The 26,124-nt window shown below is 38.9% G+C and carries 23 protein-coding genes and 2 riboswitches; of the genes, 22 read left to right on the top strand and 1 reads right to left on the bottom strand.

Annotated elements, in window-relative coordinates:
* Positions 1-130 precede the first annotated feature (130 nt).
* The 18 genes from AC4G3N_RS11830 to AC4G3N_RS11915 all read left to right on the top strand — a co-directional run bounded on the left by AC4G3N_RS11830 (position 131) and on the right by AC4G3N_RS11915 (position 19,302).
* Positions 131-2,521, top strand: a complete 2,391-nt coding sequence (locus AC4G3N_RS11830) for a 3-hydroxyacyl-CoA dehydrogenase/enoyl-CoA hydratase family protein (RefSeq protein ID WP_491090256.1) — start codon at positions 131-133, stop codon at positions 2,519-2,521.
* Between the two features lie 37 nt (positions 2,522-2,558).
* A complete protein-coding gene (locus AC4G3N_RS11835) occupies positions 2,559-3,737 on the top strand; it encodes an acetyl-CoA C-acetyltransferase (RefSeq protein WP_140461732.1) in 1,179 nt (392 codons plus the stop codon).
* Between the two features lie 66 nt (positions 3,738-3,803).
* Positions 3,804-5,588 carry an acyl-CoA dehydrogenase FadE gene (locus AC4G3N_RS11840; protein ID WP_140461731.1) on the top strand — a complete coding sequence of 595 codons (1,785 nt, stop codon included), beginning with the start codon at positions 3,804-3,806 and terminating at the stop codon, positions 5,586-5,588.
* A gap of 142 nt (positions 5,589-5,730) precedes the next feature.
* Complete coding sequence (locus AC4G3N_RS11845; RefSeq protein ID WP_066106466.1) at positions 5,731-6,084, top strand: arsenate reductase family protein; 354 nt, start codon at positions 5,731-5,733, stop codon at positions 6,082-6,084.
* Between the two features lie 72 nt (positions 6,085-6,156).
* Positions 6,157-6,540, top strand: coding sequence for a glycine cleavage system protein GcvH (gcvH, locus tag AC4G3N_RS11850; RefSeq protein ID WP_066106469.1), 384 nt, complete (start codon positions 6,157-6,159; stop codon positions 6,538-6,540).
* A gap of 170 nt (positions 6,541-6,710) precedes the next feature.
* A complete protein-coding gene (locus AC4G3N_RS11855; RefSeq protein WP_066106472.1) occupies positions 6,711-7,106 on the top strand; it encodes a toprim domain-containing protein in 396 nt (131 codons plus the stop codon).
* Positions 7,081-7,362 (top strand): thioredoxin family protein, encoded by a 282-nt coding sequence (locus tag AC4G3N_RS11860; RefSeq protein WP_066106475.1) that lies wholly within the window; start codon positions 7,081-7,083, stop codon positions 7,360-7,362. The genes AC4G3N_RS11855 and AC4G3N_RS11860 overlap by 26 nt, the downstream gene beginning before the upstream one ends.
* 277 nt (positions 7,363-7,639) lie before the next feature.
* Positions 7,640-7,744, top strand: a riboswitch (SAM riboswitch).
* An 86-nt stretch (positions 7,745-7,830) separates the two neighbouring features.
* Positions 7,831-9,150, top strand: coding sequence for an O-acetylhomoserine aminocarboxypropyltransferase/cysteine synthase family protein (locus tag AC4G3N_RS11865; RefSeq protein ID WP_491090257.1), 1,320 nt, complete (start codon positions 7,831-7,833; stop codon positions 9,148-9,150).
* A gap of 94 nt (positions 9,151-9,244) precedes the next feature.
* Positions 9,245-9,356: riboswitch (SAM riboswitch) on the top strand.
* Between the two features lie 113 nt (positions 9,357-9,469).
* Positions 9,470-10,501: a methionine ABC transporter ATP-binding protein gene (locus AC4G3N_RS11870; protein WP_066106481.1), complete on the top strand. Its 1,032-nt coding sequence runs from the start codon at positions 9,470-9,472 to the stop codon at positions 10,499-10,501.
* Positions 10,498-11,166, top strand: a complete 669-nt coding sequence (locus tag AC4G3N_RS11875; RefSeq protein ID WP_066106484.1) for a methionine ABC transporter permease — start codon at positions 10,498-10,500, stop codon at positions 11,164-11,166. The genes AC4G3N_RS11870 and AC4G3N_RS11875 overlap by 4 nt, the downstream gene beginning before the upstream one ends.
* Before the next feature lie 13 nt (positions 11,167-11,179).
* Positions 11,180-12,013, top strand: coding sequence for a MetQ/NlpA family ABC transporter substrate-binding protein (locus AC4G3N_RS11880; protein ID WP_066106487.1), 834 nt, complete (start codon positions 11,180-11,182; stop codon positions 12,011-12,013).
* 282 nt (positions 12,014-12,295) lie between these two features.
* Positions 12,296-12,448 (top strand): YuzK family famiily protein, encoded by a 153-nt coding sequence (locus AC4G3N_RS11885; protein ID WP_175354290.1) that lies wholly within the window; start codon positions 12,296-12,298, stop codon positions 12,446-12,448.
* Positions 12,449-12,807: 359 nt separating this feature from the next.
* Positions 12,808-13,593 (top strand): Fe-S cluster assembly ATPase SufC, encoded by a 786-nt coding sequence (sufC, locus tag AC4G3N_RS11890; RefSeq protein WP_066106490.1) that lies wholly within the window; start codon positions 12,808-12,810, stop codon positions 13,591-13,593.
* A gap of 17 nt (positions 13,594-13,610) precedes the next feature.
* Entirely contained in the window at positions 13,611-14,915 is a 1,305-nt protein-coding gene (sufD, locus tag AC4G3N_RS11895) for a Fe-S cluster assembly protein SufD (protein ID WP_491090258.1), read from the top strand.
* Positions 14,915-16,144, top strand: coding sequence for a cysteine desulfurase (locus tag AC4G3N_RS11900; protein WP_140461728.1), 1,230 nt, complete (start codon positions 14,915-14,917; stop codon positions 16,142-16,144). Before sufD ends, AC4G3N_RS11900 begins: the two co-directional genes overlap by 1 nt.
* Complete coding sequence (gene sufU / locus AC4G3N_RS11905; protein WP_066106504.1) at positions 16,134-16,568, top strand: Fe-S cluster assembly sulfur transfer protein SufU; 435 nt, start codon at positions 16,134-16,136, stop codon at positions 16,566-16,568. Before AC4G3N_RS11900 ends, sufU begins: the two co-directional genes overlap by 11 nt.
* Positions 16,569-16,631: 63 nt before the next feature.
* Positions 16,632-18,029 carry a Fe-S cluster assembly protein SufB gene (sufB, locus tag AC4G3N_RS11910; protein ID WP_066106507.1) on the top strand — a complete coding sequence of 466 codons (1,398 nt, stop codon included), beginning with the start codon at positions 16,632-16,634 and terminating at the stop codon, positions 18,027-18,029.
* A gap of 391 nt (positions 18,030-18,420) precedes the next feature.
* The gene (locus tag AC4G3N_RS11915; RefSeq protein ID WP_148630705.1) at positions 18,421-19,302 is read left to right on the top strand and encodes a mechanosensitive ion channel family protein; all 882 of its coding nucleotides are present in this window, start codon (positions 18,421-18,423) and stop codon (positions 19,300-19,302) included.
* A 98-nt stretch (positions 19,303-19,400) separates the two neighbouring features.
* Here the strand turns inward: AC4G3N_RS11915 and AC4G3N_RS11920 are convergent, their stop codons facing one another.
* Complete coding sequence (locus AC4G3N_RS11920; protein WP_490552409.1) at positions 19,401-19,706, bottom strand: c-type cytochrome; 306 nt, start codon at positions 19,704-19,706, stop codon at positions 19,401-19,403.
* Positions 19,707-20,068: 362 nt separating this feature from the next.
* Between AC4G3N_RS11920 and adhE the strand changes: the two genes are divergently transcribed.
* From adhE to AC4G3N_RS11940, 4 genes are all read left to right on the top strand, one after another.
* Positions 20,069-22,672, top strand: coding sequence for a bifunctional acetaldehyde-CoA/alcohol dehydrogenase (gene adhE / locus AC4G3N_RS11925; RefSeq protein ID WP_140461725.1), 2,604 nt, complete (start codon positions 20,069-20,071; stop codon positions 22,670-22,672).
* A gap of 139 nt (positions 22,673-22,811) precedes the next feature.
* Entirely contained in the window at positions 22,812-23,657 is an 846-nt protein-coding gene (locus AC4G3N_RS11930; RefSeq protein WP_491090259.1) for a DUF72 domain-containing protein, read from the top strand.
* 250 nt (positions 23,658-23,907) lie between these two features.
* Entirely contained in the window at positions 23,908-24,732 is an 825-nt protein-coding gene (locus AC4G3N_RS11935; protein WP_491090260.1) for a sulfite exporter TauE/SafE family protein, read from the top strand.
* A gap of 10 nt (positions 24,733-24,742) precedes the next feature.
* On the top strand, positions 24,743-26,110 hold the full coding sequence (locus tag AC4G3N_RS11940) for a bifunctional metallophosphatase/5'-nucleotidase (RefSeq protein WP_490558753.1): 1,368 nt from the start codon (positions 24,743-24,745) through the stop codon (positions 26,108-26,110).
* The last annotated feature ends 14 nt before the right edge of the window (positions 26,111-26,124 follow it).

Raw genomic sequence — 26,124 nt, forward strand, 5'->3', positions numbered from 1 at the left:
TTACCATTTTTATGGCTTTTTTAATTGCGGAATTTTCGAAAATCTTTTATAGTTAAAGATGTAGGATTTTTATTCCATATTTTTTTGTCATAAAAATGAATGAGCATTCATTCAAATTAAAGGGGGATTAATGTTGAACCTTAAAATTAAAAAAGTAGCTGTACTTGGATCAGGTGTCATGGGTTCAGGGATTGCAGCACATTTAGCCAACATTGGAATTCCGGTTAAGCTATTGGATATTGTTCCAAGAGAACTTACCGCGGATGAGGGAAAAAAGGGGCTAACTCTTGAAGACAAGCAAGTCCGTAATCGATTGGCTCAAATGTCCATTCAAAAACTACTTAAACAAAAACCTGCACCGTTAACCTCCAAGAAAAATTTATCTTTAATTGAGCCAGGAAACTTTGAAGACGACTTGTCAAAAATTAATGATTGCGACTGGATTATTGAGGTCGTTGTTGAAAGACTTGATATTAAACAAAGTGTGTTTTCACAAATTGATGAATATAGAAAGCCGGGCAGTATTATTAGTTCAAATACATCCGGAATTTCCATTGAGGCAATGGCGGAAGGGCGTTCAGAAGATTTTCGCAAACATTTCCTTGGCACTCATTTCTTTAATCCACCTAGATATTTAAAGCTTTTGGAAATTATCCCGACAGAAGCAACATCGCCTGAAATAGTTAAAGCGATGAAACAATTTGGAGAAGATGTTTTAGGAAAAGGGGTTGTAATTGCTAAAGATACCCCGAATTTTATCGGTAATCGCATTGGGACTTACGGTTTATTGGTAACTGTTCGTGAAATGATGGAGCGCGGCTACAGTGTCGGGGAAGTAGATTCTGTAACTGGTCCTTTAATTGGCCGTCCAAAGAGTGCAACCTTCCGTACGCTGGATGTAGTGGGACTGGATACATTCGCGCATGTAGCTAAAAATGTTTATGACAATGTAGATAATGAGGAAGAAAAATCTGTATTTGAAGTACCTGAATTTATGAAAAAGATGCTTGATAACGGCTGGTTGGGAAGTAAGTCAGGGCAGGGATTCTTCCTGAAAAAAGGGAAAGAAATACTGGAGCTTGACCCATCCACTTTGGAATATGTAGAGCGTAAAAAGCTAAAAGCACCTTCGCTTGATATGGTAAAGCAGGAGAAAGGCGCCGCGAGAAAATTGAAAGCGCTTATTTATGCGAAAGATCGTGTCGGTGAATTGCTATGGAATGTAATCAGCCCTACTTTACTCTATTCAGCAGAACTACTTAGCGACATTGCCGATGATATTGTTGCAATCGATCAGGCCATGAAATGGGGATTCGGTTGGCAGCTTGGACCATTTGAAACCTGGGATGCAATTGGCCTAGAGAAATCCGTTGCCAGGATGCAGGAGGAAGGACGCAATATTCCTGAATGGATCACACAAATGATTGAAAACGGTAACACAACCTTCTATAAAGAAGGGGATAACGGAACCCTTTATTATGCAAATGGTGAATATCAAGAGGTTGAAGTAAACGAAAAAATCATAAATCTGAAGTTGATTAAGAAACAAAAAGGGGTCATTAAGAAAAATAGCGGTGCGAGCCTGATTGATATTGGTGATGGTGTGGCTTTGCTAGAATTCCATTCTCCGAATAATGCGATTGGCTTTGATATTATTCAAATGATCAATTATGCAATTGAAGAAGTGGATAAAAACTACAAAGGATTAGTTATCGGAAACCAGGGCAAAAACTTCTGCGTTGGAGCCAACCTGGCCATGATTTTAATGGAAGTACAGGACGACAATATATTTGATGTAGAAATGATTACACGTCAATTCCAGCAAGCAATGATGAATATTAAATACAGCAATAAACCGGTTGTCGCTGCGCCATTTAATATGACGCTTGGCGGAGGAGCTGAAATTTGCTTGCCAGCCGCAAAAATCCAGGCATCATCTGAGTCATATATAGGATTGGTTGAGACGGGTGTCGGTTTGTTGCCTGGCGGAGGCGGAAATAAAGAGCTGTATATTAAACATCTGGATAGCTTACCGAATGGTATTGATTTCGATATTACTAAAGTTGCTATTAAAGTGTTTGAAACGATTGCTACTGCCCAAGTATCTACTTCCGCTGATGAAGCAAGAGAGAATAACTTCCTGAATAGTAACGATGGAATCAGCTTTAATCCGGATCATCAGTTATACGATGCGAAACAGGCTGTTATTGCTTTACATGATACTGGTTATAAGCCACCGGTGCGCAAAAAAATTCCGGTATCAGGAGAACCTGGTTATGCGGCTCTGTTACTAGGAGCGCAATCCATGCTGTATTCAGGCTATATTTCAGAGCATGATTTGAAGATTGCCCAAAAAATTGCCTATGTTTTAGCTGGCGGTAAAGTGCCTTATGGAACAGAAGTAGATGAACAGTATTTACTTGATTTAGAAAGAGAAGCATTTATCAGCCTTGTCCAAGAAGGAAAAACACAGCAGCGCATGCAACATATGCTTGTTAAAGGAAAACCATTACGCAATTAATAGATCCGTATTTTGAGTGATTAAGAGGAGGATTGGCATGAGAGAAGCAGTGATTGTAGCCGGAGCCAGAACCCCGGTAGGCAGAGCCAAAAAAGGAACTCTTGCAAATGTTCGACCAGATGATTTAGGTGCATTAGTAGTAAAGGAAACGCTAAAACGAGCAGAAAATTACGATGGACCAATTGATGATATGATCTTTGGATGCGCTATGCCTGAAGCAGAGCAAGGGCTCAATGTGACTCGTAATATCGGTGCCTTGGCAGGTTTACCATACAATGTACCCGCTATAACGATCAATCGTTACTGTTCATCAGGACTGCAATCCATTGCTTATGGAGCAGAGCGAATTATGCTCGGACATTCTGAAACGGTCATTTCCGGTGGGGTTGAATCGATGAGTATGGTTCCGATGATGGGACATGTAGTTCGTCCCAATTCGAAACTGGCAGAAGCAGCTCCTGAATATTATATGGGTATGGGACATACGGCTGAAGAAGTTGCTAAGAAATTTGGGATTACCCGTGAAGACCAGGATGCCTTTGCAGTACGCAGTCACCAAAAAGCAGCACAGGCCATTCGGGATGGGAAATTTGAAGATGAAATCGTTCCTGTTGATGTCACTTTTCGTCAAGTAGGATCAGACAATAAATTAAAAGAGCGCTCCGTTCAATTTACAACAGATGAAGGAGTACGAGAAGGGACAACAACGGAAGTGCTTGCTAGACTGAGGCCTGCATTTTCACTCACAGGAACAGTAACAGCCGGGAATGCTTCACAAACCAGTGATGGAGCAGCAGCGGTATTACTGATGGATCGGGAAAAAGCCGAGGCGGATGGCTTCAAGCCACTTTTAAAATTTCGTTCTTTTGCAGTCGCAGGAGTGCCACCGGAACTTATGGGAATCGGTCCGGTAGAAGCAATTCCTAAAGCTCTTAAACTGGCAGGCTTAAGTTTATCTGATATTGGATTGTTCGAATTAAATGAAGCGTTTGCTTCCCAATCCATTCAGGTAATTCGTCAACTTGGATTGGATGAGGAGAGGGTGAATGTAAATGGCGGTGCCATTGCATTAGGACATCCACTTGGGTGTACTGGAGCTAAATTAACCTTGAGTCTCCTTCACGAGATGAAACGACGAAATGAGCAATTTGGAGTCGTAACGATGTGTATTGGCGGAGGAATGGGCGCGGCTGGAGTATTTGAATTATTAGCATAAAAAGTTATAAGCGATGAGATGATTGGCAACGAGAGCCCAGTCATCTCTAAATAAGGGGGAAGAAAAATGGCTAATCAAACAGAAGAAGTGTTAAAAGGCGGAGCGTTTTTAATTGAGGATATTGAAGCAGAGAATATGTTTACACCTGAGGACTATACAGATGAGCATAAAATGATTGCAAAAACGACTGAGGATTATTTAGTAAATGAAGTATTGCCTCAGGTGGAATATTTAGAGGATCATGAGTTTGACCGTTCTGTAAAACTATTGAAACAAGCTGGAGAACTGGGTCTATTGGGCGCAGATGTACCGGAGGAATACGGTGGATTAGGCTTGGATAAAGTTAGTTCCGCCCTTATTTCAGAAAGACTATCCCGTGCAGGAGGCTTCTCTATTTCTCATGGAGCACATGTTGGTATTGGTTCCTTGCCAATCGTTTTGTTTGGTAACGAAGAACAAAAACAAAAGTACCTTCCATTATTGGCTACCGGGGAAAAGCTAGCAGCCTATGCCTTAACAGAACCAAGCTCAGGCTCTGATGCACTTGGCGCAAAGACAACAGCAAAATTGAATGAAGCAGGAACTCACTATGTCTTAAATGGTGAAAAACAATGGATTACAAATGCAGGCTTTGCTGATGTATTTGTCGTATATGCAAAAATCGACGGTGACAAATTCTCTGCATTTATCGTAGAAAGAGAGTATCCAGGTGTGTCTACTGGACCGGAAGAAAAGAAAATGGGGATTAAGAGCTCTTCAACTAGAACATTAATTCTTGAGGATGCAGAAGTACCTGTTGAGAACCTATTGGGAGAAGCAGGAAGAGGTCATGTAATTGCCTTTAACATTTTGAATATCGGTCGTTATAAATTGGGAGTAGGAGCTGTTGGTGCTTCCAAACGAGGATTTGAATTAGCTGCTACGTATGCTAATCAACGCCAACAGTTTAAAACACCAATCTCTTCATTTAATTTAACAAAAGAAAAGCTCTCTACAATGGCTTCCAAAATATACGCAGCTGAAAGTTCCGTCTATAGGACAGTTGGTTTATTCGAGGAAAGAATGAGCCGCCTAAGTGATGAAGAAGTAAAAGATGGGAAAGAAGTAGCAAAATCAATTGCTGAATATGCAATCGAATGCTCCTTAAATAAGTTCTTTGCTTCCGAGGTTTTAGATTATGTTGTGGATGAAGCGGTTCAGCTTCATGGAGGCTATGGATTTATGGCTGAGTATGAAATTGAAAGAATGTACCGTGATTCTCGTATTAACCGTATATTTGAAGGAACAAACGAAATTAACCGTCTGCTTGTACCAGGTACATTCCTGAAAAAAGCTTTAAAAGGTGAATTGCCGTTATTACAAAAAGCACAGGAGCTGTCTGAAGGACTCATGATGCTTATGCCTGAAGAGCCAGGTACAGAGCCGCTTGATCAAGAAAAACATCTTGTGAAAAATGCTAAGAAGATTGGTATTATGATTGCAGGATTGGCTGCGCAAAAATATGGTACTGAGCTGGAAAAAGAACAAGAAATTCTTGTTAATATTGCGGATATTGCTTCTTTCGTTTATGCGATGGAATCAGTTGTTCTTCGTACAGAAAAAGCAATCAAAAAAGATGGCTTAGAAAAGAACAAACAAAAACTTCTTTATACTCAAATCTTCTGCCAGGAAGCATTTGGCGAAATCGAGAAGCATGCTAAAGAAACATTAGTGGCAACAGAAACTGGTGATACATTACGTATGATGACATCAGCTTTACGTAAATTCACACGTTTCACACCAATCAATGTAATCGCACTTAAACGTGAAGCTTCAGAAAAGTTAGTTGATGCTGAGCGTTACACTGTTTAATCCTTTATACTATGGAGGCCTGGTGAAAACCAGGCTTTTTCTTTTCCTGCTATGTTAGACCTGTTACCTTTTCTAGAGCAGAAGTATATCCGTTTAAGATAGATGAAAAAATGTGGTATGCTTCAATTGAGGTGATAAAACGATGATTACATTATACTGGTATCCTAAATGCGGGACATGCAGAAAAGCAAAGAAATGGTTTGATGAAAAGGGAATATCCTATCAAGAAGTTGATATAGCGCAAAATCCTCCATCGAAAGAAGAGCTAGAAATAATTTATCAAAAAAGTGAATTGTCTCTTCAGAAATTTTTTAACACAAGTGGGATGAAATACAGAGAACTTGGGTTAAAAGATAAAGTGAAGGATATGTCTGAAGATGAAATTCTTACCTTGCTTGCATCAGACGGGATGCTAATCAAGCGCCCAATCGCATTTGATGGAGAAAAAGTAACAGTAGGATTCAAAGAGGTAAATTACCAGAAAATCTGGGCATGAAACAATTGTCAAATAACCAGTTTGATGTCATGATAAATAGGAACCATACATACATTTTGGGGGGATTAAATCATGAGCATTCCAGCGGGATTACGTTATACAGCTGAGCATGAATGGGTTAAACAAGAGGATGGTAAGATTCGAATTGGAATAACTGATTTTGCTCAAAAAGAATTGGGAGACATCGTATTTGTGGAACTACCGGAAATAGGTGATCAATTGACCCGTAATGAACCGTTTGGCAGTGTAGAATCAGTTAAGACAGTATCTGAATTGTATGCGCCAATCAGTGGGACAGTTGTTGAAGTAAATGAAGAATTAGCGGATAGTCCAGAATATGTTAATGAATCTCCATATGAAAAAGCATGGATGGTAGTTGTTGAACCATCCGAAATCAGCGAATATGATGAATTAATGGATGCTGGCCAATACGAAACAGCGACTAAAGAAGAGTAGTCAATAGAGGGGAGAAGTTTGGGGTCATTCGTCAGCTTCTTTCCTTTTTATTATGTTTTTAGATCAATTGTTACTTTCCACTATGTTAGGGTAAGATACATATAATGAAAAAGACGAAGGCAATTGTCCAATCACATAGAACGTACTCTCCTAATAAAAGGTGATCAATCATGCAGGATGCTCAAAGTGAGAAAGTAATTATTGTGGAAGGTTCTACCGACCGCCAAAAAATACAATCTGTACTTAACGAATCTGTCGATATAAGATGTACAAATGGAACCATCAGTCTATCGAAAATGGATGAATTAGTAGACGAACTTGAACAGAGAGACGTGTATATTTTGGCTGATGCAGATGAATCCGGAGAAAAGCTGAGAAAACAGTTAAGACGAGAAATGCCAAATGCATCTCACATATATATTGATCGTACATACCGTGAAGTTGCTAATGCGCCAAGATATCATTTAGCAACGGTTCTTTTGGCAGCCAATATAGATGTAAAAGCCGAATTTTTAAAACAAATGAAGGATGTAATGAAAAATGAACAATCAAACCACGATAAATAAAGCGATCTATACTTTTACTCCTCTTTGCGGAACATGTCAATTAGCAGGTAAAATGCTTGATATTGCAAAGGAAGTCCTCCCAAATGCCTCTTTGGAAAAAGTCAATCTTAACTATGCTAAGGAACTTGCAGAAGAATATCAAATTCAAAGTGTACCATGCCTCATTTTAATCAAGGATAACCAGCCAATCGAGAAAATCTATGCCTTCCACTCAGTTCCCTATCTTGTTGATCAATTAAAGAGAATTACAGAATAAGAGCAGTTATTTCTCAGGAAATATGTCGATGAATATTTAACTAGAATCTTTTAAAGGTGCTGTTTCTATTTTACGCTGTCTATGTCAGAAGTTTTAATTGATTTGTAGAATTCTCTATAATAGCCTGTAATCTCAACCGATTAGACGATTGTTAAGTGGCTAACTGGAGGCATTTATTATAGTAAAAGAAGCTCCTCGTTATTTAATTTAAAAATTCTGAATAATCAATTGACTCATATTTTTCCATATGCTATAGTTTTAACAACTTAATACTTGGTTCTTATCAAGAGAGGTGGAGGGACTGGCCCGTTGAAGCCCGGCAACCGGTATTTATATAATACACGGTGCCAATTCCAGCGGATATAAATCCGGGAGATAAGGAGAGATGGAAAATGCCTGCCTCTTCTTGTGAAGAGGTTTTTTTCATTTACTCACTTCTCTATTTAAAATGAAATGGAGAGATGTAGAATGGCAAATGAAGAAAAGAAGTATCGGTTTGAAACAGTAGGTATACACGGAGGATTGCAGCAGGATTCGGTAACTGGAGCGAGAAGCGTGCCGATTTACCAGACGAATGCTTATTTATTTAAAGACACAGATCATGCTGCGGATTTATTTGGATTAGCTGAAACTGGCTATATTTATACTAGAATCCATAATCCAACTTCAAGTGTATTCGAAGAACGTATAGCAGAATTAGAAGGTGGCATTGGAGCTTTAGCGGTATCAAGTGGTGCTGCAGCTATAACACTCTCAATCCTAAATATTGCGGGAGCAGGTGATGAAATTATCTCTGCGTCCACTCTATACGGCGGAACCTACAATTTATTTGCCAATACTCTCCCTAAGTATGGTATTAACGTAAGGTTCGTGGATCCAAGTGACACTGAAAATTTTAGAGAAGCGATTACATCAAAGACCAGAGCTATTTTTGGAGAAACGATTGGAAATCCAAGCCTGCAGGTTCTTGATATTGAACGGGTGGCGGAAATTGCTCATGAAGCTGGAATTCCGTTAATCATTGATAATACATTTGCAACTCCTTATTTATCCCGTCCGATTGAGTTTGGAGCGGATATCGTCGTACACTCAGCTACGAAATGGCTGCTTGGAAATGGAACCACATTAGGCGGGGTCATAGTCGATGGAGGGAAGTTTGACTGGAATTCATCTAAATTTCCGGGCTTTACTGAACCCGATCCAAGCTATCATGATCTGATTTACAGTGAAGCAATTGGTGCAGCAGCATTTATTGTGAAGGCCAGAGTTCAGCTGTTGAGAGATTTAGGTCCATCCTTAAGCCCGTACAATGCCTTTCAATTTATTCTCGGATTGGAAACTCTGCATGTGAGGATGAAGGAGCATGTAGCCAATACGAGATTAATAGTTGACTATTTAAAACAGCATCCGGCTGTATCGTGGGTCTTGTATCCAGGAGATTCAGATCACCCTGATTACGAAAAAACGAAGAAATATTTACCCAAAGGTGCTGGAGCAGTCGTTGTTTTTGGAATAAAGGGTGGACGTGAGGCAGGTAAAAAACTGATTGATTCCGTTGAACTGTGGTCCCATGTGGCCAATGTGGGAGATGCAAAGAGCCTAATTATCCATCCGGCAAGCACGACTCATCAGCAACTAAGTGAAGAGGGATTAAAAGCATCAGGTGTACAGGAGGATTTAATCAGACTGTCTGTTGGAATTGAACATGCAGAAGATCTAATTGAAGAATTGGAGCTTGCGATTGAAAAAGCAACAGGTATAGCTTCCACTGAGGTGGTTGTGAAATAAATATTGAACATGCTATGCAGACTTTGGTGTTGACAGTTCTTTCTTCAACATGATAGGATAGCAAACAGTTAGATTTAATTGAATAGTTTAAGTACTCTTATCAAGAGAGGCCGAGGGAAGTGCCCTTTGACGCCCGGCAACCGGCAATCATTTATGATTGAAAAGGTGCCAATTCACACAGGATAATAAATCCTGGGAGATGAGAGAAAGGAACATGTTATAAATAAATCATGCCTTTCTGCCTCCGCAGAAAGGCATTTTTGTTTAACTGAAGTTATTCTTTAATTATAGGTTGATAGAAAGAGCAGGTGAACTTTTCATGATTACATTACGTGATGTATCGAAGACCTTCTCAGGAACATTTAAACGTTCATCAGCTGTCAAAGCAGTGGATCAAGTCTCATTATCTATTGAAAAAGGCGAGATCTTTGGAATTATTGGGTACAGCGGTGCGGGAAAAAGTACCCTCATTAGAATGCTGAACGGTTTAGAGAAGCCAACAGAAGGCAGTGTCTTGGTGGCAGGCAAAGATATGGCTGCTATAAAAGGCGCTGAATTAAGAAAAGCCAGAATGGAAATAAGTATGATTTTTCAACACTTTAATCTCCTCTGGTCAAGGACAGTCAGCGAAAATATAGAGTTTCCTTTAGAAATTGCGGGCGTACCAAGCAAGGTACGTAAAGAAAGAGTGAAGGAACTGGTAAGTCTGGTAGGATTAGATGGCCGTGAAAATGCTTATCCATCTCAGTTGAGCGGCGGTCAGAAGCAGCGGGTCGGTATAGCGCGCGCATTAGCGAACAATCCACAGGTTCTTCTTTGTGACGAGGCGACATCAGCACTTGATCCTCAGACTACAGACGATATTTTGGATTTGCTCGTTGATATAAATAAAAGACTTGGCTTGACAATCGTATTAATTACACATGAAATGCATGTTATTCGTAAAATCTGTCATCGCGTTGCTGTGATGGAGATGGGGAAAGTGGTCGAGAGCGGAAAAGTACTTGATGTATTTAAAAAACCAAATGCTCCGATTACTAAACGATTTGTACAGCAAGTGACTGAGCCAGAAGAAACGAAAGAGACGATTGAGCATTTGCTTGCTGAATATCCGACGGGGAAAGTTGTACAATTATCCTTTATTGGCGAATCAGCTGAAACCCCTGTTTTATCAGAGGTTATCCGCTCTTACAAAATCAATGTAAACATATTACAGGGTAAAATTTCGCAGACTCAGCACGGGTCCTATGGAACGTTATTTATTCATGTAGACGGTGATGCTGCTGAAGTGGCGAAAGCGATTGACTATCTCCACAATCAGGAAATTGGTGTGGAGGTGATTTCAGAATGATGGAAACATTATTACCAAATGTAGTTTGGGAACGAATTTATGAAAAGACATGGGAAACCTTGTATATGACAGGTGTCTCATTAATCGCAACTTTTTTCCTTGGAATTATATTGGGTCTGCTATTATTCTTGACCTCAAAGGGGAATATGTGGGAAAACAAAGTGATTTACGGAATTGTAGGTGCTTTCGTTAACATATTCCGTTCCATTCCATTCATTATTCTAATCGTGTTGTTAATTCCTTTCACAAAGGCATTAGTAGGAAGTATTATCGGTGTCAATGCGGCTTTGCCAGCTTTAATTATAGGTGCTGCTCCATTCTATGCGCGAATGGTTGAGATTGGATTGCGTGAAATTGATAAAGGTGTAATCGAAGCAGCAAGATCGATGGGGGCCACTTCCTTTACAATCATATGGAAGGTGCTAATTCCTGAATCTCTGCCTGCACTTGTTTCTGGTATCACAGTTACGGCAATTGCGCTTGTAGGTTATACAGCGATGGCAGGTATGATTGGTGCGGGCGGACTTGGAAACCTTGCCTATTTGGAAGGGTTTAGCCGCGGACAGACAGATGTCACGATTGTTGCTACTATTTTAGTATTGATTATTGTGTTTATTCTCCAATTTATTGGAGATTTTATAACAAGAAAATTAGATAAGCGCTAGGGAGGAAACCAAAGTGAAAAAGTTATCGTTCATACTTGTTTTAGGATTAACCCTATTATTGGCAGCCTGCGGTGGATCAGGAGATGAATCCAATTCCGGGGACAAAGAACTAAAAACGATTAAAATTGGCGCATCAAATGTTCCACATGCAGAAATATTGGAAGAAGCAGCAACTCTTCTTGAAGAAAAAGGTATTAAACTTGAAGTTGAAGTATTTACAGACTATGTAATGCCGAATAAAGCATTGGAAGATGGCTCAATTGACGCTAACTATTTCCAACACATCCCTTATTTTGAGAGTCAAGTGAAGGATAATGGGTATGATTTCGCCAATGCAGGCGGAATCCATATTGAACCGATTGGTGTTTATTCTAAAAAATACGACAGCCTGGATGACCTACCAAAAGGCGCAAGCATCATTATGAGCAGCTCAGTAGCTGATCATGGACGTATGTTATCTATGCTGGAAACAGAAGGCTTAATAAAGCTAAAAGAAGGCATTGATAAAACTAAAGCAACTGTGGATGATATTGCGGAAAATCCGAAGAATTTAAAGTTTAAAACGGATATTGAAGCACCTATGCTTACGCAGGTTTACAATAATGATGAAGGCGATGCAGTACTGATTAATTCCAACTATGCCATTGAAGCGGATCTTGTACCAGCTGAGGATGCGATTGCATTGGAAAGTGCTGATAATAATCCATACGTAAACATTATTGCTGTTAGATCTGAGGATAAGAATAAGGAAGAAATTAAAACATTGGTTGAAGTTCTTCATTCTAAAGATATCCAGGATTTCATTAATGAAAACTACAAAGGGTCCGTTATCCCATCAAATAAATAATAGACAAAAAAGGTGCAGCTATTCATTTAGCTGCACCTTTTTTATCATATAATAGGTGTATTATAAGATGCTTTTCCAATGAATTATTTTCTTCTCTGGTATTATTTTTCAGGATAATCAAGGATTTCCTAGAAGAAATACGCAATATCACTTTTAAGATGTGCTCAGTGTGGTATATAGACTTTGAGGGTTCTTCTGCAAAGTGATACCCTTATTATAATAAATGGAAAGGAATGATTCATTATCTTTGACAATCAGTTACAGCTTAGAGTAACAGATGAAATGGAAAAAGCGATGAGGCAGGCACATGGAGTTGGCTATGAAGTTTACAGTCAGAATCTTGAAGTGCGTATGAAAGTAGAAGAGAAGCGTGAACGTAGTTATATGAAGAGTAATCAAATCTTAAATGATGTGAATAGAAGAGTACATGGGTAAATGAATCAAGTGATAAAGTGAATAATTCTAAAAGTGATAATCATAAAAACAGGTAGCGGAAGAAAAATCAATTTCTCCTTCTACCTGTTTTTATGTTTTCAATTAGTGCAAAAATGTTACTGCCGTCTTTAAAATCAGGGTGGTTGGTAAAGATCATGCTGGTTCTTTTCTTTCGTGAAAATTAACATTATAATGTCAGTAAAGCTAAGTATTATGTTAAAATATTATGTCCATTTTATGTAATTTTCTCGTTTCAAAAAGTTGAATCTAGATTTGATTTGTTATAAGATTGTAATGAGAATAAATTGAGAATAGAAATAATCTAAAACTTTAGATGACTATATATTGGAGGTATAAGAATGGCTGGTTCAGTTCTTACAATTAAAGATTTACATGTTTCAATAGAAGGTAAAGAGATTCTTAAAGGGGTAAACCTTGAAGTTAAAGGTGGAGAAATCCATGCAATTATGGGGCCAAATGGTACAGGAAAATCTACATTGTCATCTGCTATCATGGGTCACCCAAAATATGAAGTAACAAGTGGTTCCATCACAATGGACGGTGAAGATGTTCTTGAAATGGAAGTTGACGAACGTGCTCGTGCCGGTCTATTTTTAGCAATGCAATACCCAAGTGAAATTACTGGGGTTACTAATGCCGACTTCATGCGTTCTGCTATTAACAGTAAACGTGAAGAAGGAGACGAAATTTCCTTAATGAAATTCATTAAAGAAATGGATAAAAAAATGGATCTATTAGAAATGGATCAAGATATGGCTCAACGTTATTTAAATGAAGGCTTTTCCGGCGGTGAAAAGAAACGTAATGAAATCCTTCAATTATTAATGCTGCAACCAGCCATTGCGATTCTTGATGAAATCGACTCCGGTTTAGATATTGATGCGCTGAAAGTTGTTTCCAAAGGAATCAACCAAATGAGAAACGAAGATTTTGGCTGCCTAATGATTACTCACTATCAACGCTTATTGAACTACATTACTCCAGATTATGTTCACGTAATGATGCAAGGTAAAATCGTGAAATCCGGTGGAGCAGAACTAGCGCAACGCTTAGAAGCAGAAGGATATGACTGGATTAAAAAAGAATTAGGTATTGAAGACGAAACAGTAGGAATTGAAGCATAAGCAATAGGAGGATCGTTATGACAATCGAAACTACATTACTCGAAAAAGATGTTGTATCATCTTTTTCAAAAGCACATAGTGAGCTTGCCTGGCTTGAAAGCTTCCGTTTAGACGCCCTTTCTGCCTCAGCTGAGCTACCTATGCCGAGACCTGATAAAACGAAGATTGATAAATGGCAATTAGAGGATATGAAAGTGAACTCCGTTGCAAGCGAGACATTTACATCTATTGATGAACTTGCTGAAGACGTGAAAAAGCTGATCAATCCTGATGAGAACAGAAGTTTGTATGTACAACGAAACAATACAGCTGCTTATTTGACAGTATCTCAGGAACTTAAAGATAAAGGTGTTATTTTTACAGATATCAGGACTGCTGCTAAAGAACATCCTGAACTTTTGCAAAAATACTTCATGACTACAAGTGTTCCTGTAAAAACGAATAAGCTTACAGCTTTACATGCAGCACTCTTTAATGGTGGAGCTTTTCTTTATATCCCACGCAACGTGGTTATTGAAGAACCCATCCAGGCTATCTTCATGATTGATAATGCTGAGACTGAATTATATAATCACGTACTTGTTGTTGCTGAAGAGAGCAGCTCCGTAACGTACGTTGAAAACTATATTTCATTGGTTGACGGCAAAGAGACTATTGGAAATATCATTTCTGAGGTTATCGTCGGCAACAATGCGGTCGTTAAATATGGTGCAGTTGATACATTATCTAAAGATATGAAAACCTATGTAAACCGTAATGCATATGTAGGAAATGATGGACGAGTGGAATGGGCATTGGGCTTAATGAACGATGGTAATACTATTTCAGAGAATATTACAAACCTACATGGTAATGGTTCATATGGTGATACTAAAACAGTAGTGGTTGGTACTGGTAAACAAACTCAAAACTTTACAACTAAAGTTGTTCATTTTGGTAAAAACTCAAATGGATATATCCTGAAGCACGGTGTTATGAAGGATGAAGCATCCTCCATTTTTAATGGTATCGGTAAGATTGAACATGGTGCCACTAAAGCTGATGCTGTACAGGAATCCAGAGTATTAATGCTTAGTCCGAAAGCACGTGGGGATGCAAACCCTATTCTGTTAATTGATGAAGATGATGTAACAGCTGGACACGCAGCTTCTGTAGGCCGTGTGGATCCAATTCAGCTTTATTATTTAATGAGCAGAGGGATCAGTAAAACAGAAGCAGAACGTTTAATTATCCATGGGTTCCTTGCCCCAGTAGTAAATCAATTACCTGTTGAAGCTGTTAAAAAGCAGTTGACTGAGGTAATTGAAAGGAAAGTTAAATAATGATTCCAACGAATATTAAAGAACTTTTCCCAATTTTAAATGAGAAAGTCAATGGTCATTCATTAGTATATCTGGACAGTGCCGCAACTTCGCAGAAGCCAGCATCCGTTATTCAGACTATTGATGAGTATTACAAGCGGTATAACTCTAATGTACACCGTGGTGTTCACACACTTGGAACGATGGCCACGGATGCTTATGAGGGAGCACGTGAAAAGGTAAGAAAGTTCATTAATGCGAAATCCATCGAAGAAGTTGTCTTTACAAGAGGGACAACGACTTCGATTAATACAATTGCTGCCAGCTACGGGAAAGCTAACCTAAAAGCTGGTGATGAAATTGTTATCAGTATGATGGAACATCATAGTAATATCATTCCATGGCAGCAAGTAGCTAAAGCAACCGGTGCGACATTGAAATATATCCCGCTTGAAGAAGACGGTACTATTTCACTTGAAACAGTCAAAGAAGTGATTACTTCAAACACGAAAATCGTTTCAGTTATGCACGTATCGAATGTGCTTGGTGTCATCAATCCGGTTAAAGAAATTGCGAAAATTGCCCATGAAAATGGAGCAGTAATGGTTGTAGATGGTGCGCAAAGCACTCCGCATTTGAAAGTGGATGTTCAGGATCTTGACTGTGATTTCTTTGCCTTTTCTGCACATAAAATGTGTGGACCAACTGGCATTGGTGTCATGTACGGGAAAAAGGAATACCTCGAGAATATGGAACCAATCGAATTTGGCGGAGAGATGATTGATTTTGTGGGATTGCAGGATTCTACATGGAAAGAGCTGCCTTGGAAATTTGAAGGCGGTACTCCAATCATTGCAGGTGCCATTGGACTTGGAGCTGCAATTGATTTCTTGAATGAGATTGGTCTTGATAATGTAGAGGCGCATGAGCATAAGCTTGCTGCTTATGCACTTGATAAATTATCAAGTATAGAGGGGCTCCAAATCTATGGACCTAAAAATCCGGAATCAAGAGCTGGTGTAGTAACTTTTAACCTTGAGGATGTTCATCCGCATGATGTCGCTACCGTTCTGGATGCAGATGGAATAGCTATTCGTGCCGGGCATCACTGTGCACAACCGCTTATGAAATGGTTAAAAGCTTCGTCTACGGCGAGAGCAAGTTTTTATGTATATAATACAGAACAAGATATCGACCGTTTAGTCGAAGGACTCGTTAAAACAAAGGAGTATTTCAGTAATGGCTTCTAATAATTTAGATACCCTTTACAGGCAAGTGATCATGGATCACTATAAAAATCCACGAAATAAAGGAAGCCTGGAAGACGGCAGTCTTGTGATAGATATGAATAACCCTACTTGTGGAGATCGTATTCATCTTACACTTAAAGTAGAGGATGGTATTGTGCAAGATGCAAAGTTTGATGGAGAAGGTTGTTCCATCTCTATGTCATCAGCTTCCATGATGACTCAAATCGTCAAAGGCAAAAGCAGTGAGGAAGCATTAAAGCTTGCTGGTATATTTTCGAACATGATACAGGGCAAGGAATATGACGAAGGCGATCTTGATCTTGGTGATATAGAGGCCCTTCAAGGTGTGAGTAAATTTCCAGCACGTATTAAGTGTGCGACACTTGCTTGGAAAGCTATGGAAAAAGGGCTTAACGAAAACTAAAATGACATGTTTTAGCTGAGAGTGAAAAACAGCTAGAACTAAGTAAGAAGGAGGAAGCGATCGATGGCTAAAAAAATGCCTGATATCGGTGATTATAAATATGGCTTTCATGATAAGGACGTTTCCATCTTTCGTTCTAAACGCGGTTTAACTAAAGGGATTGTTGAAGAAATCTCTCGTATGAAGAACGAACCACAATGGATGCTTGACTTCCGCTTGAAGTCTCTTGAACATTTTTATAACATGCCAATGCCACAATGGGGAGGCAATCTTTCAGATTTAAACTTTGATGAGATTACGTATTATGTAAAACCATCTGAGAAGTCCGAGAAATCATGGGATGAAGTTCCTGAGGAAATTAAACGTACATTCGATAAACTTGGTATTCCTGAAGCTGAACAAAAATACCTAGCCGGTGTATCAGCTCAATATGAATCCGAGGTTGTGTACCATAATATGAAGGAAGACCTGGAAGCAATGGGAATCGTATTCAAAGATACAGATTCCGCTTTACGTGAAAATGAAGATCTTTTCCGTGAACACTTTGCTAAAGTAATTCCGCCATCTGATAATAAATTTGCTGCATTGAACTCTGCAGTTTGGTCCGGTGGATCATTTATCTATGTCCCACCAGGTATTAAAGTAGATACACCATTGCAAGCATATTTCCGTATTAACTCTGAAAACATGGGTCAGTTTGAGCGTACTTTAATCATCGTTGATAAAGATGCGTCCGTACATTATGTAGAAGGCTGTACGGCTCCTGTTTATACAACAAATTCACTTCACAGTGCTGTTGTTGAAATCATTGTTAAAGAAAATGCTTATTGCCGTTACACAACAATCCAAAACTGGGCAAACAATGTATATAACCTTGTTACTAAACGTACAGTAGTAGATGCTCACGGTACAATGGAATGGGTAGATGGAAACATCGGCTCCAAGCTTACCATGAAATATCCAGCTTGTATTTTACGCGGTGAGGGTGCCCGTGGTATGACGCTTTCCATTGCTATTGCAGGTAAAGGTCAACACCAGGATGCAGGTGCTAAAATGATTCACTTAGCTCCAAATACATCTTCTACGATTGTATCTAAGTCAATTTCTCAGCATGGCGGTAAAGTGAGCTATCGTGGGGTTGTGCACTTTGGTAAAAGGGCTGATGGAGCACGCTCTAATATCGAGTGTGATACACTCATTATGGATAATCAATCAACTTCTGATACGATTCCATACAATGAAATCCACAATGATAATATCTCACTTGAGCATGAAGCGAAAGTTTCCAAAGTATCTGAAGAGCAGCTCTTCTATTTAATGAGCCGCGGTATCTCAGAACAGGAAGCAACAGAAATGATCGTTATGGGATTCATTGAACCGTTCACAAAAGAACTTCCAATGGAATATGCAGTTGAAATGAACAGATTAATTAAATTTGAGATGGAAGGTTCTATCGGTTAATACTGAGACAACTCTTTCCACTATATTAAGAATCCGAATTTATTTTCGGATTCTTTTTTTATCGTCTCCAAAGTTGAAGGGGAATCACCTATACCCTACCTATGGCGTAGCTATGCCCCACCTCCACCTATACCGGGGTAAAGGTGCAGGATGTGTGAAAGGTGGAGGAAGCCACCTATGACGCGGCTATGCCCCATCTTTACCGAAGGAAGAATAAGCAATGCAACTTATATTAGCCATGAACCATATAATTTAGACTCCATAGCATCTGCCTCTATTTTATTTAAATAGGTCTAATAGATTTTATTAAACAATAACACTTGGATAATAACAGAATATTTAGTAGTATTTAGTAATCCTTATATTGTTTTTATAATTAGGGAGGATAGATATGGACTTTATTAACAGGTTACAAAGTTATATCAGCATTGATTGGCCTCAACTCAAAAGTTATGGATTAACAATCCTATACACTTTTATCATCACCTATGCTTTGATTTATCTCGTCAGGTTTATTCTTCACAAGTTCTTTAAGCATACAAATTTTTTGATTGAGAAAAAGGAACAAACAATTGAATCTGTAGTACGCAACACGTCTAATTATTTGGGTTTCTTTATTATTATTCTTGCCATGATTAAACCCTTCGTGGATATCAAAAATATACTGGTTGCCGGCGGAGTGGTAGGAATTGTAGTTGGACTGGGTGCCCAAAAAATTATGACTGATCTTCTGGCAGGGTTTTTTATGATATTCGAAAAACAATTTCAGCGAGGGGATTTTGTCCACGTAAATGGGGAAATAGATGGTGGGACAGTAGAGGATATGGGATTTAGAGTGGTGAAAATCCGATTACTTAACGGAAAACTAATGACAGTTCCAAATGGTGAAATTCGCAAAGTAGAAAACGGAAATGTTGAAAGGAGAAGAATTTTTGAGAGCGTAATTGTTAGTTTCCAAGAGAATCCTGCAAAAATAGAAGAGTTACTTGCTGAGGTATGTGATGAACTCAACCAAAAGCAAATCCATTATCTCAAAACTGATTTAAAAGGAGAATATCTCGAACCCTATCAAGTTCATGGCTTATCTTCATTAGATAGCAGTCCGTATGGCTTACGATTTTCAATCAAAGCTACAGTAAGCGATGAGTACTATATGGAAGCAGCTCAAATGGCTAAGAAAGTTATGGCGCAGAAAATGTATGAAAATCGTATTGGTTTAGCATCGCAACAATTTGCCGTACAAGATAGACAAAAGGATTATATAGAACACTAAGAAATGCCGTTACGTAGTGGTAACGGCATTTCTTAGTGCTGTTTAATTTTCATTAAACCATAAACCATTGATTCCATATCTCTCTTTAAATCTCTATTCTACTTTTTCTCAGCAAGCCATGCAGCAACTTTCTCTGCATCCTCGCCTTTGATTATTCCTGCAGGCATTCCTTTCGCACCGTTATTGATTATATCCAGGATTTCGTCCTTACTCATACTATTTCCGATATCCTCAAGCTTTGGTCCGGCATAGCCTTCTAAAGCATTGCCATGGCAGGAAGCACAGTTATTGGCATATATTTTTTCTTCTTCTGTTAGTGGTTTTTGCGATTCTTCTTCATTACCAGAAGAGCATGCAGTTAAAGAAAAAACTAAGCCTGCCAGTAAGAGGGCTTTATTGTACATAGGAATCATTCTCCCTTCAGTTCTATTTAAGAATTACTTTACTTGAGTTTATTATTTTGTCAATATAAAGACTTCTCTGTCAATCCGATAGAAGTGGATCTATGACAAAGGACTTAAATTCAAAAAATAATGACTACAGTTAGACAAATACATAAAGCAGGCATATAATAAGTATGTGAAGTATTTCACAATCTGTAAGGTGAAGGTGTTCACAAATTGTTTACAGACTGATTTTAAATAATCTGATAAAATTAAATTGTCAGATAGGATGTTCAGTAATTTTTTTCACTAATAGGGACGCATTTTATCCCTGTGGGACTATTTACGACCAATACTAGGTTTTCTATAAGGAGGAAATTGAAATGGCTGTTAAAGAAGAAAAAATAGAAGAAGTCCTTAAGGTATCTGAGATGATTGAAGAGTTAATCGAAAATGGAAAATCGGCCCTGCGTACATTTGAGACATTTGATCAAGAAAAAATCGATGAGATTGTTCATCAAATGGCAATTGCCGGTCTTGATCAACACATGCTTTTAGCTAAAATGGCGGTGGAAGAGACTGGCAGAGGGATTTACGAAGATAAATGTACTAAAAACATGTTTGCAACGGAATATATTTGGCACAGTATTAAATACGATAAAACGGTTGGTGTCATTCGTGAAGATCAACAAACAGGTGTCATGGAGATTGCAGAGCCTGTCGGAATTGTTGCAGGTGTCACACCAGTTACGAATCCTACTTCGACTACTATGTTTAAAGCTTTAATATCTATTAAGACACGTAACCCAATTATATTTGCTTTCCATCCATCAGCACAAGAATGCTCCAAGAAGGCGGCGCAAGTCCTGCATGATGCTGCCGTAGCTGCAGGTGCTCCTAAAGGATGTATTCAATGGATTGAGCACCCATCCATTGAAGCTACAAAGCAATTAATGAATCATAAAGATATCGCATTAGTGCTTGCGACAGGCGGAGCAGGAATGGTTAAATCAGCTTATTCTACAGGTAAGCCGGCACTCGGTGTAGGTCCTGGTAACGTACCTTGTTATATTGAAAAGTCAGCTAAAGTAAAACGTGCAGTCAATGATGTTATTTTATCGAAGTCTTTTGATAACGGCATGATCTGTGCCTCTGAGCAAGCTATTATTGTAGATGATCAGATCTATGAAGAAGTTAAACAAGAGTTTATAAAAAATAACTGCTATTTTGTAAATGATAAAGAATTAAAGAAACTTGAACGTCTTGTTATTGATGAACAATCATGTGCCGTTAATGCTCATATTGTTGGAAAATCTGCTAATGAGATAGCTGAAATGGCTGGAATTAAAGTACCTGAGCATACCAAAATAATAATTGCCGAAATTGATGGTGCAGGTCCACAATATCCTTTATCTCGTGAAAAATTAAGTCCGGTATTGGCGTGTATCCGTGTTAAATCTACGGAAGAGGGCTTTGGTGCATGTATGGATATGCTGAACTTAGGTGGTCTTGGACACTCGGCCGTTATTCATAGCACCAATGAACAAATCCAACGGGAATACGGAATAAAAATGAAAGCATGTCGTATTATTGTAAATTCCCCATCTGCTCAAGGAGGAATTGGTGACATCTATAATGCCTTCATTCCATCTTTAACACTTGGTTGTGGCTCTTATGGAAATAACTCAGTTTCTGAAAATGTATCAGCTACTCACTTGATTAACGTGAAGATGATGACACAGCGTCGTAATAATATGCAATGGTTTAAATTGCCGCCAAAAATTTATTTTGAGAAGTATTCCACACAGTATCTAGCAAAAATGAGAAGAATCAAACGTGCCTTTATTGTAACGGATCCAGGCATGGTAAGCCTTGGTTATGTTGATATTGTTAAAGAATATTTATGGAAAAATAAAGGGATTGAAGCAATCGAAATGTTTGCGGATGTTGAACCGGATCCATCTGATGAAACAGTATTCAAGGGTGCTAAATTAATGCATAGCTTTGAGCCGGATGTAATTGTCGCTCTGGGCGGTGGTTCTGCGCTGGATGCAGCGAAGGGCATGTGGTTATTCTATGAACAACCGGAAACATCATTCTTTAACATTAAACAAAAATTCATTGATATCAGGAAACGTACGTATAAATATCCTGACTTAGGTGAAAAAGCCCAATTTGTTGCCATCCCGACCACTTCCGGTACTGGTTCTGAAGTAACGCCATTTGCGGTTATTACGGATAAAGAAACGAATGTAAAGTATCCGCTGGCTGACTATGCCTTAACACCGGATGTAGCAATCCTGGATTCCCAGTTTGTCATGACTGTTCCTAAAAATATCACAGCTGATACAGGGATGGACGTTTTAACACATGCCATTGAGGCTTATGTGTCTGTAATGGCAAATGATTATACAGATGGTTTAGCCTTAAAAGCTATTGAACTAGTCTTTAATAATTTAAAAACAGCGTACCATGACGGAGCGAATGAGGAAGCTCGTGAGAAAATGCATAATGCATCCTGTATGGCAGGGATGGCCTTCTCCAATGCCTTCCTGGGTATTAATCACAGCCTAGCACATAAGATTGGAGCTGAATTCCATATCCCGCATGGCCGCTCTAATGCAATTCTTATGCCGCATGTTATTCGTTACAATGCCATTCGTCCAAGAAAACATGCGCTCTTCCCTAAATATGAATACTACTGTGCGGATGAGCGATATGCTCAAATAGCCAGAATACTGGGACTACCTGCAAGCACAACTGAAGAAGGGGTTCAGTCATTAATAGAGGCTGTCACTGAGCTGGGTAAATCATTGGAAATCGATATGAGCATTAAAGGACAAGGAATAACTCAAGAAAGATTTGAGGAAAATGTAAAAATATTAGCAGAGCGTGCATTTGAAGACCAATGTACAACTGCCAATCCAAAATTACCTCTAATCAGTGAACTGGAAGAAATCTTAAGAGAAGCGTACAAAGGAGTTTAATAATCTGGTAAAAAAGACGGCATGAAATGTGCCGTCTTTTTTGTATATAGGATTAAATGTAGTCCTCCATAACAAAGGAGCACCATTCACCAAGGATCTGTATTCATATGCTATTATATGACGTAGGAGGAGATCCTTTATGATTTATATTGGTGTAACTGGTTGGGGTGATCATGATACCCTTTATCCTTCAACTATTAAGCCTAAAGATAAGCTGGCTGAGTACAGCAGCCATTTTCCGGTAGTGGAAGTTGATGCCTCCTTTTACGCGGTACAGCCGATTAGGAACGCTGAGAAATGGGTTAAAGAGACACCTGATTCTTTTAAATTTATAGTTAAAGCCTATCAAGGAATGACGGGCCATCAGCGTGGCGATATCCCTTTTGAATCAAAAAAAGACATGTTCCATGCTTTTAAGGATTCCTTAAAGCCGTACAGTAACGCGAATAAGCTGGCCTTGGTTTTGTTTCAATTTCCCCCATGGTTTGATTGTAAAAAAGAAAACGTCAGTTATTTAAGGTATTGCAAGGAAATGATGGGCGATTGTAAGGTGGCCTTGGAATTCAGAAATCAATCATGGTTTAGTGAGAAATATCGTGAAGCAACCTTGTCTTTTATGAAAGAAGAAGGGTGGATTCATTCAATTGTGGATGAACCGCAAGCAGGCGAGGGTTCAATCCCGACAGTACCAGTTGCAACCGATTCCGAAGTTACACTTGTGCGGATGCATGGAAGAAATGTGTATGGCTGGAATAAACCGAATGATGCAAATTGGCGGGAAGTTCGATATTTATATAAATACAATGAAGAAGAACTGCTTGAATGGAGAATGAGAATCCAGGAGTTAGCAAAGGATACAAGGGATATCATTGTCTTATTTAACAATAATTCCGGTGGAGACGCCGCTGGTAACGCAAAGGAATTTCAACAAATGCTCGGGATAAGCTATCAAGATTTAAATCCGAGACAAATGGATTTGTTTTAACTTGATTCAGCAGAAGTCTCCCCACCTCGATTAGGTCGTGAGATAAATCAGTAGGAGTTCAAACTTCGACTGAATCAAGTTAAAAGCCTCCAGCGGTTGGAAGGAACATCGCAAGGATTTATTAGGCAGATACGCCTGGACGATTTTTCTCTGCAATAACGTCGAGGTGTTATTAATGATATAAACAACCGATGAGCTATAATCAAGCAGCTTTGTCTCTTTATTACTAAATCATTGGAAGGCGGATTATATGAGTTATATTTTATTAATAATTGTGGGGTTAGCTGCCGGCTTTTTCGGTTCCCTTGTTGGATTGGGCGGAGGTATTATCATCGTTCCGATTCTATTATTTTTATCAGGTGGAATCCTCGGTGCCCTCAGCCCCCAAATGGCAGTGGGTACTTCTCTGTTTACCCTGATTTTTACGGGGCTGTCTTCTACTCTTGCTTATTTAAAGCAGAAGACTGTGGACTATAAAAGTGCATATTTATTTTTGATTGGGATTGCGCCAGGCAGTTTGATTGGAGGATGGGCCAATTCCTATTTAAATGTGGATGCCTTTAATATCCTGTTTGGAATCCTTATGGTTTTCATGTCCTTTCTCCTTATGGTCAGAAATGAACTGAAGCCAAAAAAGAAGAATTTCAACGGGATGGTTACACGTACATACATAGATAAGGAAGGGCGTGAGCATCAATATGGTTACAAAAAAAGTAGCGCCATATTGGTCTCTTTTGCGGTCGGCTTTCTCTCTTCGTTATTTGGGATAGGCGGAGGCTCTTTGATGGTACCGGTTATGTTGATTGCGTTCCATTTTCCTCCCCATGTCGCTGTCGGGACATCGATGTTGTTAATATTCTTCTCTTCCATTATTGGATCCATTAGCCACATTTTTCAGGGCCATGTCAATTGGCTTTATGCATTGGCGCTAATACCGGGTGGATATATTGGAGCAAAATTGGGTGCCTTTGTAAATACGAAAATGAAAAGTACAACCTTGGTCATCGCACTCAGAATCATGCTGGTAGTAGTTGGCATAAAATTGATCTGGGAAGGGGTACAAGCGTTAATTTAGAGGTGGGAATATGAAGGAAACAATTCATTTGTTTCATATAAATGATATACATAGTCATTTTGAGCATTGGAATAAAATTGTAACATATATGAATAATCAGCAGGCGGCATATGAGGAAGCCGGAGATATTGTGTTTAAGCTCGATATAGGTGATCATGTTGACCGATTTCATCCTTTTACGGAAGGTACAATGGGAAAAGGAAATATTCAATTATTAAATGAAGCGGGCATAAACGGTGCAACGATTGGCAATAACGAGGGAATTACATTACCCCATGATGAATTGGATCATTTATATGAGGAAGCCGAATTTCCAGTTACCGTTGCCAATCTTTATAAACCTGATGGAAGCAGACCTAGCTGGGCTTTGCCATATTATATTAGGGTAACGCCTAAAGGAAGGCGTATTGCTTTTTTTGGCGTAACAGCTCCATTTACTGAATTGTATCATCTCCTAGGGTGGTCCATCACAGATCCATTTTATGAGGTCGAACGTATTATAAATGAATTAAAGGGAAAAGCAGATATTATAATTTTATTATCTCACTTAGGCTTACCAAGTGATGAGGTTATCGCAGCCAAACATCCGGAAATTTCTCTGATTATTGGAGGGCATACTCATCATATTTTGCATAGTGGAAAAAGGATTAACCAAACTCTTTTATGTTGTGCAGGTAAATATGGAATGTACGTCGGTCATGCAGAAGTAACAATAGATGAAGGATTTATTTCTACACGGGCCGGTCTTGTAGATATGCGATCGGATGGATTAACGGTAGCAGATCAGTTGATGGCAGATAAACTGTATGAAATCGGAAAGACAACTCTCAATGAAACGATACTAACTCTAGAACAGCCGTTAAAAACTGACTGGTTTCATGATTCAGATCTTTCTAAATTACTTTGCCAAGGGGTGAAGGAATGGTGTGAAGTGGACATCGCCTTATTAAATTCAGGTCTACTATTGGATGGTTTGGATGCTAAAGATGTGACTAAATATGATATCCACAAAATTTGTCCTCACCCAATTAATCCATGTATATTAACCATTACAGGAGAAAAATTAATACAAATTTTAAATTTGACTCGTAATCCCGACTGGCCTCATCTGCAAGTAAAGGGTCTTGGCTTTAGGGGGAAAATAATGGGAGCATTTGTTTATGACGGTGTTCAATTGATAGATAGGGATAATCAGAGCTGTTGGTTACATAATGGTAAACAAATTAATACACAGGAGCTGTACAGGGTGGCCATCCCTGATATGTTTACGTTTGGCCATCTTTTTCCGGAAGTCAGAGAGGTTGAGAACAAAACCTATTTGATGCCAGAATTTCTTAGAGATATTCTTGCCTGGAAATTAGCGCAGCTTGCATCTTAACGGCATTTTTTAGG

Source organism: Bacillus sp. z50, from assembly GCF_058313585.1.

What these genes read in the sequence shown, in the direction of transcription:
- AC4G3N_RS11830 (WP_491090256.1), top strand. Translation starts at nt 131, where the DNA reads ATGTTGAACCTTAAAATTAAAAAAGTAGCTGTACTTGGATCAGGTGTC.
- AC4G3N_RS11940 (WP_490558753.1), top strand. Translation starts at nt 24,743, where the DNA reads ATGAAGGAAACAATTCATTTGTTTCATATAAATGATATACATAGTCAT.
- AC4G3N_RS11840 (WP_140461731.1), top strand. Translation starts at nt 3,804, where the DNA reads ATGGCTAATCAAACAGAAGAAGTGTTAAAAGGCGGAGCGTTTTTAATT.
- AC4G3N_RS11860 (WP_066106475.1), top strand. Translation starts at nt 7,081, where the DNA reads ATGAACAATCAAACCACGATAAATAAAGCGATCTATACTTTTACTCCT.
- AC4G3N_RS11920 (WP_490552409.1), bottom strand. Translation starts at nt 19,706, where the DNA reads ATGTACAATAAAGCCCTCTTACTGGCAGGCTTAGTTTTTTCTTTAACT.
- AC4G3N_RS11845 (WP_066106466.1), top strand. Translation starts at nt 5,731, where the DNA reads ATGATTACATTATACTGGTATCCTAAATGCGGGACATGCAGAAAAGCA.
- adhE (WP_140461725.1), top strand. Translation starts at nt 20,069, where the DNA reads ATGGCTGTTAAAGAAGAAAAAATAGAAGAAGTCCTTAAGGTATCTGAG.
- AC4G3N_RS11875 (WP_066106484.1), top strand. Translation starts at nt 10,498, where the DNA reads ATGATGGAAACATTATTACCAAATGTAGTTTGGGAACGAATTTATGAA.
- AC4G3N_RS11870 (WP_066106481.1), top strand. Translation starts at nt 9,470, where the DNA reads ATGATTACATTACGTGATGTATCGAAGACCTTCTCAGGAACATTTAAA.
- gcvH (WP_066106469.1), top strand. Translation starts at nt 6,157, where the DNA reads ATGAGCATTCCAGCGGGATTACGTTATACAGCTGAGCATGAATGGGTT.
- AC4G3N_RS11865 (WP_491090257.1), top strand. Translation starts at nt 7,831, where the DNA reads ATGGCAAATGAAGAAAAGAAGTATCGGTTTGAAACAGTAGGTATACAC.
- sufD (WP_491090258.1), top strand. Translation starts at nt 13,611, where the DNA reads ATGACAATCGAAACTACATTACTCGAAAAAGATGTTGTATCATCTTTT.
- AC4G3N_RS11930 (WP_491090259.1), top strand. Translation starts at nt 22,812, where the DNA reads ATGATTTATATTGGTGTAACTGGTTGGGGTGATCATGATACCCTTTAT.
- AC4G3N_RS11900 (WP_140461728.1), top strand. Translation starts at nt 14,915, where the DNA reads ATGATTCCAACGAATATTAAAGAACTTTTCCCAATTTTAAATGAGAAA.
- sufU (WP_066106504.1), top strand. Translation starts at nt 16,134, where the DNA reads ATGGCTTCTAATAATTTAGATACCCTTTACAGGCAAGTGATCATGGAT.
- AC4G3N_RS11855 (WP_066106472.1), top strand. Translation starts at nt 6,711, where the DNA reads ATGCAGGATGCTCAAAGTGAGAAAGTAATTATTGTGGAAGGTTCTACC.
- sufC (WP_066106490.1), top strand. Translation starts at nt 12,808, where the DNA reads ATGGCTGGTTCAGTTCTTACAATTAAAGATTTACATGTTTCAATAGAA.
- AC4G3N_RS11915 (WP_148630705.1), top strand. Translation starts at nt 18,421, where the DNA reads ATGGACTTTATTAACAGGTTACAAAGTTATATCAGCATTGATTGGCCT.
- AC4G3N_RS11835 (WP_140461732.1), top strand. Translation starts at nt 2,559, where the DNA reads ATGAGAGAAGCAGTGATTGTAGCCGGAGCCAGAACCCCGGTAGGCAGA.
- AC4G3N_RS11885 (WP_175354290.1), top strand. Translation starts at nt 12,296, where the DNA reads ATGGAAAAAGCGATGAGGCAGGCACATGGAGTTGGCTATGAAGTTTAC.
- AC4G3N_RS11935 (WP_491090260.1), top strand. Translation starts at nt 23,908, where the DNA reads ATGAGTTATATTTTATTAATAATTGTGGGGTTAGCTGCCGGCTTTTTC.
- sufB (WP_066106507.1), top strand. Translation starts at nt 16,632, where the DNA reads ATGGCTAAAAAAATGCCTGATATCGGTGATTATAAATATGGCTTTCAT.